The organism is Paenibacillus amylolyticus (assembly GCF_050990605.1).
Lineage (GTDB): Bacteria > Bacillota > Bacilli > Paenibacillales > Paenibacillaceae > Paenibacillus > Paenibacillus amylolyticus_H.
In genome coordinates, this window is record NZ_CP158832.1 from 2,134,651 (window position 1) to 2,146,890 (window position 12,240).

Sequence of the window (12,240 nt, forward strand, 5' to 3'; positions counted from 1 at the left end):
AGTCAGCTGTGAAATCACGTGATCCACTAGCCGTATCGAAGCGTTCCGCATCCGTTATTCATGCGATGTTTCTATTCTATGCCATTGCCTGTATCGTGCCGATCCTGCTTGTCTTCGCCATCTCATTTTCGGACGAGACAACCGTAATTGCCAATGGATATAAGCTTATTCCAGAGAAGTTCAGCCTGACGGCTTATGAGTTTCTGTTCAGAGATATGGATCAGATCCTTCATTCATACGGAATATCCTTTATCGTTACCGTTGTAGGTACCATTACAAGTGTAGCATTGACTGCACTGTACGCGTATCCGCTCTCTCGGAGAGATCTGCCTTATCGGGGCTGGTTCGCCTTTTTCATCTTCTTCACAATGCTGTTCAATGGAGGTCTGGTACCTTGGTATCTGGTCTATGTCAACGTATTGGATCTGAAAAACTCCATACTGGCACTCATTTTGCCGCTACTGCTATCCCCATTCTTTGTACTGGTTATGCGTACATTCTTCGCGAACTCCATTCCGGTGTCCATTCTGGAATCGGCTCGGATTGATGGTGCGGGAGAATTGAGAACGTTTGCACGTATCGTGCTTCCGCTCTCTCTTCCCGTAATGGCAACCGTCGCGTTGTTCAGTACACTGAACTACTGGAATGACTGGTACCTTAGCATGATTTTTATATCAGATAACCGGACGATCAGCCTTCAGTACCTTATGTACCGGACGCTGCTCGATATTCAATATTTAACAACCAACTCCAACGTCTCTTCACAGATTTCGTCGCAGGGTGGATTGCTGAATCTGCCTAACAAAACGCTGCAAATGGCGATGGCTGTAGTCGGTATTGGTCCAATTGTACTGGCATATCCGTTCTTCCAGCGTTATTTCATTAAAGGTCTTACGGTTGGCGCTGTGAAGGGATAACTCTGAACCGGTTAGCGGAGTGGCAAGGTAAATGAAGATGGACTGAAAGGGCATATACAGAGGTAGTTATTAGGTTTAATTGTGAATTGGGGAAATCGGTTGTATGGTTCAACACATGACAGGAGGGGTTCAATTGGTTAGATCATTAAAGGTATGGTCACGCATGATGGCAACGGTTATGACGCTGAGCCTGGTGCTGGCAGCTTGCTCATCAGACAAGGGTGGAACAACAACACCTGGCGCAGAAGGCGGAGGAGCAAGTGAAGGTGGGGGAAAACCCTATGAAGTGACACTGTTCTACCCGGGGACACCACAGAAGGATGTCGCTCTGGTGGAAGCCGAGATTAACAAAAAGATGGAACCGAAGATCGGAGCCACGCTCAAGATTAATGCGATTGACTGGGGTCAGTGGGATAACAAGCTGAATCTCATGATCTCCTCAGGTGAAAAATCAGACATTATCTTCACAGCAGCTTGGCAGAACTACACGGTGAATGTAGCTAAAGGTGCATTCTTGCCATTGAATGATCTGCTTGATGCACATGGTCAGGATATCAAGAAAAACCTGGACCCTGCCTTTCTGGAAGGTTCCCAGGTTGACGGTGTGAATTACGGCGTTCCTACGAATAAGGAACTCGCTGCCACACGTGGTGTGTTGGTACGCAAAGATCTGGCTGACAAGTATAAGCTGGATCTGACAGCTGTAAAGACATGGGCTGATCTGGAACCACTGCTCAAAACAATCAAGGAAAATGAGCCAGGCATTACACCGTTCTATATGTCAAACACCAATGGTAATGGACTGTTGGAGAATCTGGATTGGGATTATCTTGGTGATGCTTCCGTACCTGGAGTGATCTCCAAAACAGCAGGTGGAACAACGGTTCTGAATGAAGTGGAGACGCCTGAATTCAAAGAAGCGGCTGAACTCGCTCGCAAGTGGTATCAAGCAGGATATATCAATAGTGATGCTGCTACATCCAATGTGTTCCCGAAAGATCAGGCGAAGGCAGGAAAAGCGTTTCTCTGGACAGATGGCATGAAGCCAGGCAAGGATAAGGAAGAAGAAGGGTATGTGGGTTTCCCACTGACTCAGATTGAGATGACACAGCCCACAATCACGACGGGTGATGCATCTGGAGCGATGCTCGCAATCTCGCGATCTTCCGAGCAACCGGAGAAAGCGATGCAGGTCATTAACCTGCTGCATTCCGACAAGGAAATTAACAACTTATTGAACTTCGGAATTGAAGGTACTCATTATGTGAAAAAAGATGGACAGGATAATATCATTACTCTCCCTGAAGGCGTTGATGCCAACAGTCGTACGTACAACCCAGGTGCCCAATGGCAGCTTGGTAACCAGTTCCTGAACTTCCTATGGGATAATGAAGATCCCCAGAAGTGGGAAAAGTTCAAAGAGTTTAACGCCAAAGGTGTGAAGTCTCCAGCACTGGGCTTTACATTCAACAGTCAATCTGTCAAAAATGAAATTGCTGCGGTCAACAACGTGAACAAACAGTTCAAGCCGGGTATGACATCGGGCGCCGTTGATCCGAATGAGATGATTCCGAAATATCTGGAAAAATTGAAAGCAGCGGGAATTGATAAAATTATTGCAGCCAAACAGGAACAACTTGATGCATTCCTTGCCCAGAAGTAAATGATTATAAGCTATGATGGAGAGACTTGTGTTCCTACAAGCTCTTGTCGGTGGCAAATATGGAGGACGTTTTCGGTGAACAACCGAAGACGTTCTTTTTATTGTTATTTTTTTGATTTGGATTGTTAATCATAATTAGGAAAAATATGATATAATCAGGTGGTTGATTGGGGGTGTTCGTGTGTCGAGAACCAGACTTGTGTTCTCTGGGGCTTTATTGCTTTTTGCTATCATCTTTACATTTAACCATCATCTTGGTTTTTCTGTTGGAGATACTATACTGTCAGCCATAGGTATATCACCGTATACTACATCGTATTTAAGTGGTGTGCATATCACACTTTTCCTTGGATTGGGGATCTTCGCCTGCGGCTTCTACCTTACACGCAAAGAAATCGGGAAATCGTTCCCCGGTCTTGCAAAAGGGTTATGGATCGTAGTTATCGCTATCGTTCTTAGTTATTCGTACATGACGGATAAATTCATGTATATAGCCAAGTGGGGAGCTACAGGCATAGACGCGGTATCCTATGTACAGAATGCAAGCTCTTGTACCTTTAACGTACTGAAAACGGGTGAGACCCGAGCAACCTGTGACCTGACACTCAAAAATTACGGCAGAGATTCCGTATCCGCCGTGTTATTGCCTGATCTCGCACGCAGTTATAAGTTCAAGGACGATCCACTATTGGAAGCCTTGCAGTCAGTCCAATTAAGGCCCGTACATGTTGAGATTGAACGCCATGGAACGTTCACAGGTAAGTTGGAGTTTTACGGGAAAGCGGAATCCCCTCTGTACGTCAATGGGAAACTTAAGGATATTGTGCTGGATGTAGGCGTGGATGGAGCGAATACGGTGTTTGATTACGATATTCCATAGTTGATATTTTCATAGAAAAAAAGAATAATTACATAAACAGAAGTGAAATAAGGTTTGAGTTGAATAGAACAATTAAAGATATATAATGAAATTAGATAGAGAGCTGGCTAATCGCTGGCTCTTTTTGTGCGTGGAAGTTGCATTTAGTGCAGAAATATTGGTTTTATCTCCTTTCCCCTTGAATTGGTAACGCTTACGCTAGATAATGAATCGGTTTGTCTCAAAAAAATAGTTTGTCTTTAGCGTTTACATCATTACAATTAATGTCACGACAAATTTAGACAAGGTGAGATGAAAAGATGTCATATCGGACAAACCTGTTTTCCAAAATGGTCATTCTTATTCTGATTATGCTGATTCCTGTAGTGCTTCTGTACTGGTACTCCAATCACAAAACAACAGCAGTTCTCAGAGATGAGTTGAATCGGTCGAATAGTAACCAGCTTGAATTTTTCCAAAATCAAGTGAACACACACATCGAACTGTTATCCTCATGGCCAAATCTGCTCATACATGATCCTGATATTGCCAGCTTCCGGCGAATCTACGCGGACAGTAACTACTTTGACCTGGATGCGATCAACTTGGTCAAACGTATTCAGAATAAGCTGAGTATTCAGGAAAGCTCATCCAATTGGGCCACGAAATTATATCTGTATTCCCCTTCGTTGGGCAGGGTGGTTTCCGAAAGGGATGCACGTTCTTACGATAAACAAGCCCTAAGAGAGAATATCAGTTCCGGCTGGGATGTACGCAAAATTCAGGATGGGGAAGATGATCGGTTCATGTTTAGCTGGATTACGGTATCTCCGTACGGCATTAAAGACCCGGCTAATCATGCGGAAACGATTATTAAACTGGAGTTTGATAGTGACAACATTCGGGATATGCTCGACAAATTCAAAGACGATGGCAGGCATGATCCCTTCTATTTCCGAGAAGAGTCGGGTGTTATCTATAATCGGACTTCAGATCGTTCATTAACGAATCAGTTGATGGAAGAACTGTCCGCCCATAAACTTCAGGACGTTGATAATCGTACAGTAGTGATCGGGAACGAGCCCTACATGGTCAATACCGTGAAATCCAGTACAACCGGCTGGTATTTGGTAGACTATATGCCCCTGTCAGATATTCTGAAGCCCATTCATCAATCGAATATGCTGTTCTATTCATCCATGATTTGTTTGTTGTTAATGAGTTTTGGTGTGGCGTACTTGTTCTATGTTCAGGTGCAGGTACCAGTGAAACAACTCATTCGCGGGTTCCAGCGGTTGAAGCAGGAAGATTATTCAGTGAGGATTAAGCCGAAGGGCCGCAATGAATTCAGTTTTCTGTCCGAACGGTTCAACTTGATGGTGGAGCAGATTCAGCAGTTATTTGAACACGTTTATCTGGAACAGATTCATGTGCGTGAAGCTCGGTTGAAGCAGCTGCAATCTCAGATTAACCCGCACTTTTTCTATAATTGTTTCTCCTTCATTACGAGTATGGCGAAGCTGAAGCGTATGGACGCTGTTGTAGCGATGTCGCATAATCTATCGCGATATTACCGGTATACGACAAGACAGGAGCGAGACGTAGTACCGTTGACAGAAGAGATTGAATTTGTCAGCTGTTATCTGGAGATCCAACGGATGCGTATGGACCGGATTCATTACAAGATTGATCTGTCGGATGAGATGTTAAGACAGGAGGTGCCGCCGCTCATCGTGCAACCACTAGTGGAGAATGCGGTGATTCACGGTATCGAAGCGGATGCGGAAGCCGGAGAAATAAGAGTATCCGGGGAAAAACAGGGCGGTGTCATGGTTCTTGTGGTTGAAGATGATGGGCAAGGCATGACACATGAGGCACGTGAGGCGCTTCTGAATAAGCTCAGGGGAACAATGGATCAGGAGATGGGCTGTGGCTTGTGGAATGTGAATCAGAGACTCCAGCTTCGATATGGGGAGCAGGCAGGGCTTGATATAACGGAATCGGAACTTGGTGGATTACGGGTTACACTGTCGTGGCCTGCTGAACGGGAATTGCTTTTGGAGAACGAAGGATGAGCCTCTGAAATGTCTGGAGCATGATGAATTATTGAATGAATTGCAGAATGAACGAGATAGGGAGTGACTGGCTTGATAGATATACTGCTAGTAGATGATGAAACGTATGTAACAGAAAGTCTGGAACTTACGATCCCCTGGGGAGAGCTTGGAGTAACGACTGTGCTTCGTGCCGCTTCGGGTAAAGAAGCGCTGGAGATTATGGAGGAAAATGCAGTAGATATCGTGGTAACCGATATTCGCATGCCTGGCATGTCGGGACTCGATCTCATTGCAGAGGTAAGCAAACGCTGGTCTCATATCCGCTGTATTTTGCTGACTGGTCACAGTGACTTTGATTACGCAAAAAAAGCCATTCAATTGCAGGCAGCGGATTATATCCTGAAACCTGTAAACGATGATGAATTCATGAGTTCTGTGTCGGCAGCCATCACATCTCTTCGCGATGAGTGGGATGAATTCGACAAATATCACCGGCTCTTATACAGTCGGAAGTCTGACTATAAAATTTTACGGGAAAATCTCATGCATGATCTGCTGCTGGGTCGTGAGATCACGGCGCGGGCACTTCGGGAACAACTGCAACAATATGAGATTCATATTGATCCGGAACAATCCGTTGTAATGATGCTCATTCGCTTGACAGGACGTTTCTCATCAATGGATCAGCAGTCTCTGGATTTGATGGATTTTGCGGTAGGTAATATTGCAGAGGAAGTGCTTGGAGAGCAATTTAACGTATGGTTTGGTCGCGGACCCCATGAGTGTCTGGTGATGTTTTTGCAGAATCAAGAACAGAGCGAATCCCCACATATGAACTTGGAGACTTTGAGCCAATCGGCTGAAACTTTCCGTGAGCATGTCATTCGATATTTGCAGGGAGATCTATCCATGGTGGTTACACCTTCATTTCCCTTTAATGAATTGACAGCAGCTTATCGCAAAAGTCTGGGTTCCCTTGTCCTTTCCGGGCCGGAAGAACACAAGATTATATACATGGACATGGATCAGGCACTCAGTAAACGTCCGGAGAATGATGCGACGCAAGCGCTTGAAGAGCTGTATAAACCGCCTGTACTTCCGCAATTGCTTGAGACCAAGCAATGGGAAGCGGCGGCGCGTAAGCTGAACACGGTCTTTGATGCTGCAGAACAGGTGCGATTGTCCCGAGAACATGTGTACGAGATGTATCTGTCGGTAACCAATGCATTCATGTATATTGCCCATAAACAGGGGCATCTGGTACATGAAATTGATCATGCGGGATTCGATCTGCTCCTTGCTCATCAGTTGATCCAATCCCCCGAGAAGCTGCGGCGCTGGGCAACAGAGATGCTGTCCAAACTGCAGGAGGAATTGTCGGATCAGGAGGGTGTGCAGAGCCGCAGACATGTGATCAAGCAGGTTCAGGAACTGGTGACAAGAGATGCAGGACAGGATCTGTCAGTGAAGATGATTGCGGACAAGGTATATTTACACCCCGTATATCTATCGAAAATTTACAAGGCAGAGACAGGGGAAGGTCTTGGGGACTACATGATTCGTATGCGCATGGAGCGTGCTCTGTATCTGCTTAAGAATAGCAACAAAAAAATATACGAGATTACGAGTGAACTTGGCTATCAAAATCCGCAATATTTCAGCAAAATGTTCAAAAAGCATTATGGTATGACACCCAATGAATTTCGGGATCAGGCATAATTACAACAACATTCCAGAATATAGGTTGGCAAAGGTGCAGAAATCTTGATTTCGTATCATAGGCTCAAAGGCCTGGTCAGCCTATAATGAAAGGGTAACCAAAACGATTTAAGGGGGAACAACATGAGAGCGCAATCAACAAAAAAGAGATTCTTGACGCTTCTCGCTACAACGCTGAGTCTAACTGTCGTTCTTGCAGGATGTTCAGGAGGCAGTGGGGGCGGAGATAGTGCAACACCAAGTACATCTGGAACCCAAAACGAATACAAAGAAAAGTATGATCCGGAAGTAACCATTACAACAGCATGGGGAATCGATCCTGAGCTGAAGTTTAAAAATGGCGAATCCATGGAAAATAACGTGGCAACCAAGTGGGCCAAGGAAAAATTCGGGATTAATGTCAGTGCGCTCTGGTCAGTAACAGACACAAACAGTGCGTTTGCAACTAAGCTTCGTCTGGCTATGTCCTCTGGACAGGAAATGCCAGATATCGTGACGATTGGTAGTGCGGACAATCTCGTTGCTCAAGACTTGATCGACTCTGGCATGTACGAAGAAGTCGGTCCACTGTTCGACAAATATGCTTCAGACACATGGAAAAAAGCGATGGAGCAAGATCCTAACGTTTGGAACCAATATAGTCGTGATGGCAAAAGAATGGGTATCCCTGTTCTGGACTACGCATACAACAATGATTACTTACTCTGGATTCGCCAGGATTGGCTTGACAAGCTGAATCTGAAAGCACCAAAAACCATCGACGAACTGGAAGCAGTGATGGAAGCATTTAAGAATAATAACCCTGACGGCTTGGCTCCTGATAAAGTCACTCCGCTCAGCGTTGGTTTCAAAACATCCATGAACACATGGATGGGAGATGTATCCTGGATCTTTGGTGCATATGGCACCTTACCCCAACAATGGAATCTGGCTTCGGATGGCAAGCTGGAGTATGGCTCCATTAATCCGGGTATGAAGCAAGGTCTGACCAAATTGAGCGAGTGGCTTAAAAAAGGGTATATTCCACAGGAAGCAGCTCTATGGGATGAGAACAAAACAGCAGAGCCAGCAGTTGCAGGAACTGCCGGCATTATTCCAGGACCTTACTGGATGAGTGGGTGGCCACTTCTCGATACAGTGAAAAATGTACCGAGTGCGGTATGGAAACCAATTGAAATTCCTACCGGTCCTGAAGGAAAAGCGATGCGTCACGGAACACAGTTCGTTAACGGTGTTACATTGATCAAAAAAGATATGGCACACCCAGAAGCATTCTTTACGTACCAGAACTACCTGTTTGATAATTATGCAGACCCGGCACCAGGCAGCCCTTATGATAACGGTTTGTTTGCAGGTTATGACTACCAATTGGATGCAGATGGAAAACAAATGCCGATTGACGAGATCGAAGGCGGATACGTGAACGTTGTACGTTATTTGCTTGTTCGTGACGGTGCTCGTATTCCAGATGCCCAGATGAAAGCACTTCTGAACTTAGCGGACGGCAAAGAGCCTGAAACCAAGCTCGAAAAAGATGTTGCCGTGAACTATGGTAAGGAAACCCCTGCTGCTGCGAAAGTATTGCTGAGCCAAGAAGAAATTTCCTTCAAAAACATGTTCACAGGTCCAACAACACAGACGATGAAATCGAAGCTGGACTATCTGAACAAAATCGAGAATCAAGCATTTAACGAAATTATCTATGGCAAAAATCCGGCTGATGCGTTTGATACCTTTGTACAAACATGGAAATCGGGTGGCGGTGACCAGATCACGCAAGAGGTTAACGAATGGTATGACAGTGTGAAAAAATAGTTTTAAACGGCGCACAGATGATACTCGTCTGTGCGCTTTTTTTTGTTTATTTAAGCTAAGGCAAAGTGGTTGAATTTGTGCCATTTATATTGCTTTTATGTGCTGTTTGGACCCCGTAAAAGGTTGATATAATCGCATTATAAGCCACTCAGGGAGTACTTGAGTAGGAAGAAATACAGGGGGAGCAATCATGAGAACTTTGAAACGCACTTGGCCATTCCACGTTATGCTGTTGCCAGCCATTATCTTTCTGATTATCTTCAGTTATGTGCCTATGGGCGGGATTATTATGGCATTCCAGAACTACAAGCCATGGCTTGGGATTAGCGGTTCTGAATGGGTTGGGCTGGACAACTTTAGATATTTGTTTGAACGTGAAGACAGCTTACAGGTCATCTGGAACACATTGATTATTGCTGTACTTAAACTGATTTTTAATTTATTTGTTCCATTTGTTTTTGCCATTCTTTTGAATGAGGTTCGCAAGATGGCTATACAGCGTACGATTCAAACGCTTGTCTATTTACCTCACTTCTTGTCCTGGGTCATTCTGGGCGGGATTTTGATAGATCTGTTGTCAACAGGCGGCTTGGTTAACCGGGTTCTGGGAACCTTCGGACTCGGACCATATTTTTTCCTGGGAGACAACAGTTGGTTCCGATCTACGGTCATTCTGACAGATGTGTGGAAAGAATTTGGCTATAACATGATTGTCTTTCTGGCTGCCCTTGCCGGAATTAATCCAGCATTGTACGAAGCAGCGGAAATTGACGGAGCAGGACGCTGGAAACAGACACTGCACATTACAATCCCTTCGCTTGTGCCGATGCTGATGGTTGTAGGAACACTGGCACTTGGTAACGTACTGAATGCCGGATTTGACCAGATTTTCAACTTGTATAACCCGCTCGTATATCAAACGGGTGACATCATTGATACATTTGTATATCGTTCCGCAATGCAAAATGGTGAGATGGGGTTTGCAACCGCGATCGGATTATTCAAATCGGTCATTAGTATGATCTTGATTCTTGTATCTTACAGCTTAGCCAAAAAATACGCTGGATACCGCATATTCTAAACGAATGAACAGAGAAAGAAGGGACCACGATGTATCATAAATCATTGCCTTATCGCGTGTTTAATATAGTCAATACCTGCTTTCTGATTTTGGTCGCCATCATGTGTATTGTACCGATGATTCATGTACTGGCAGTATCCTTTAGTACAAAGGCTGCTGCCGATGCCAATCTGGTCAATCTCTGGCCCGTAGGTTTCTCACTTGAGGCATACAAAAAAACGATGAACAATCCAATTTTCTTGAACTCGCTCTGGATCTCACTTCTACGTACAGTGATCGGTACAGCCATTACGTTGCTGATTACGTTCCTCGCGGCGTATCCGTTGTCCAAAGAGAACAGTGAGTTCAAAGGCAGAACAATCTACTCCTGGATTTTTGTATTCAGCATGATTTTCAACGGGGGCCTGGTGCCATTCTATATGGTTATCCAGAAGATCGGGTTGATGGATTCCTTCTGGGTATTGGTTCTCCCAGGGGCAGTTAACACATTCCTTGTCATTCTGATGCTGAACTTCTTCCGCGGTATTCCAAAAGAGCTGGAGGAAGCAGCGCTGATGGATGGAGCTAACCATTTCAGAACATTGTTCAGTATCTTCCTTCCCATTTCGATGCCGTCCATTGCAACCATTGCATTGTTCAGTATGGTGTTCCACTGGAATTCCTGGTTTGATGGCTTGCTCTATATGAATAACGCCAAGGATTACCCACTTGCTACATTTATGCAAACGGTCATTATTGGACGTGATATGAGTAGCATGAGCATGAATCCAAAAGAAATGGAAGCTCTCTCTCAAACCACGGTAAGGGCAGCTCAGATATTCATCGGAAGTGCACCGATCCTGATTGTGTATCCTTTCCTGCAACGTTTCTTTGTCAAAGGTATGACATTGGGCTCAGTTAAAGGCTGAGCCTGTATCCCAAATTAATGGAGGTTGATACAGTGAGCAACTTGACGGAAAAGACATTCATTCTGGGAATGGATGTGTCTTTTATGGATGAGATCGAGCAGCATGGCGGGAGCTATAGTGATGTGGATGGCAAGGAACAAGACTTGCTGTCCATCCTGAAGTTTAATGACGCTAACGCGATACGACTTCGAATCTGGAATGATCCTGTTGGTGGATTCTGCAATCTGGAGCGGACAGTGGAGGTAGCCAAACGGATCAAGGAACAGGGCTTGAAATTTTTGCTCGATTTCCATTACTCGGATCGCTGGGCTGATCCAGCCAATCAATGGAAGCCGAAAGCATGGGAGAATCTGTCCTATGAAGAGCTTCAACGTGCGGTATGCATGTATACGGCTGACGTTCTGAGAATGTTGAAGGAACACGATGCGCTTCCAGACATGGTGCAGGTCGGCAATGAGATTACGCCAGGCATGTTGTGGAATGAGGGGCGTGTCGGTGGAGAAGAGCATGATACGGATGAACAGTGGGAGCGTTTTGCAGGTCTTGTGAAGTACGGAATTGCTGCGGTCAAATCCGTTGACGCGGATATTCAGATCATGATACATATTGATCGTGGTGGAGATAACGCCGAGAGCCGCAAGTTTTACGATCGCTTTGAAGCACTGGGTGTGGAGTTTGATATCATTGGTCTCTCGTATTATCCATGGTGGCATGGCACACTTGATGCGTTACGTGATAATCTTCATGATCTGGCTGAGCGTTATGGCAAACCGATCAATGTAGTTGAAACCGCTTATCCATGGACGCTGGAGCAGCCGGAAGGCATTGAATGGATTTTGAATCAGGAAGATATGTTGTTACCTGGATACCCTGCAAGTGTAGAGGGACAGACCAAATATCTGAAGGATCTATTGCAGATTATCCGTGAAGTTCCTGGTGATTTGGGGCACGGATTCTATTATTGGGAACCTGCCTGGATACCAAGCAAAGAAGAATGGTCCGTCGGACATCCGAATAACTGGGGCAACCTCACCATGTTTGATTTTAAAGGTCGCAAGTTGGAATCGTTTACAGCGCTCGCTATTGCAGAAGAATCAGATGTCGTGACATACGTGTAATATCATACAGGTTCACAAGAGGTATCTGTTGAGAATATGAAGTCGTGCAAGGCAATGCTGGGTAATTTGAGTCGTGAATATCGTTGCATTCAATAAAAATTGT

General features: G+C 45.0%; 9 protein-coding genes. All 9 read left to right on the forward strand.

Annotated features, from left to right (window positions below; genetic code table 11):
- Nucleotides 1-8: 8 nt before the first annotated feature.
- The 9 genes from ABTV53_RS09845 to ABTV53_RS09885 all read left to right on the forward strand — a co-directional run bounded on the left by ABTV53_RS09845 (nt 9) and on the right by ABTV53_RS09885 (nt 12,137).
- The gene (locus ABTV53_RS09845) at nt 9-917 is read left to right on the forward strand and encodes a carbohydrate ABC transporter permease (protein WP_433752622.1); all 909 of its coding nucleotides are present in this window, start codon (nt 9-11) and stop codon (nt 915-917) included.
- A gap of 133 nt (nt 918-1,050) precedes the next feature.
- Nucleotides 1,051-2,580 (forward strand): ABC transporter substrate-binding protein, encoded by a 1,530-nt coding sequence (locus tag ABTV53_RS09850; protein ID WP_433752624.1) that lies wholly within the window; start codon nt 1,051-1,053, stop codon nt 2,578-2,580.
- 181 nt (nt 2,581-2,761) lie between these two features.
- A complete protein-coding gene (locus ABTV53_RS09855) occupies nt 2,762-3,460 on the forward strand; it encodes a hypothetical protein (RefSeq protein WP_433752626.1) in 699 nt (232 codons plus the stop codon).
- 299 nt (nt 3,461-3,759) lie between these two features.
- A complete protein-coding gene (locus ABTV53_RS09860) occupies nt 3,760-5,514 on the forward strand; it encodes a sensor histidine kinase (protein WP_433752627.1) in 1,755 nt (584 codons plus the stop codon).
- A gap of 72 nt (nt 5,515-5,586) precedes the next feature.
- Complete coding sequence (locus tag ABTV53_RS09865) at nt 5,587-7,215, forward strand: response regulator transcription factor (RefSeq protein WP_433752629.1); 1,629 nt, start codon at nt 5,587-5,589, stop codon at nt 7,213-7,215.
- A gap of 123 nt (nt 7,216-7,338) precedes the next feature.
- Nucleotides 7,339-9,030 (forward strand): sugar ABC transporter, encoded by a 1,692-nt coding sequence (locus ABTV53_RS09870; protein WP_433752631.1) that lies wholly within the window; start codon nt 7,339-7,341, stop codon nt 9,028-9,030.
- A gap of 190 nt (nt 9,031-9,220) precedes the next feature.
- Entirely contained in the window at nt 9,221-10,111 is an 891-nt protein-coding gene (locus ABTV53_RS09875; protein WP_074094500.1) for an ABC transporter permease, read from the forward strand.
- A 29-nt stretch (nt 10,112-10,140) separates the two neighbouring features.
- A complete protein-coding gene (locus ABTV53_RS09880; protein ID WP_076326910.1) occupies nt 10,141-11,019 on the forward strand; it encodes a carbohydrate ABC transporter permease in 879 nt (292 codons plus the stop codon).
- A gap of 32 nt (nt 11,020-11,051) precedes the next feature.
- Nucleotides 11,052-12,137, forward strand: coding sequence for a glycoside hydrolase family 53 protein (locus ABTV53_RS09885; protein WP_433752633.1), 1,086 nt, complete (start codon nt 11,052-11,054; stop codon nt 12,135-12,137).
- Nucleotides 12,138-12,240: the final 103 nt, after the last annotated feature.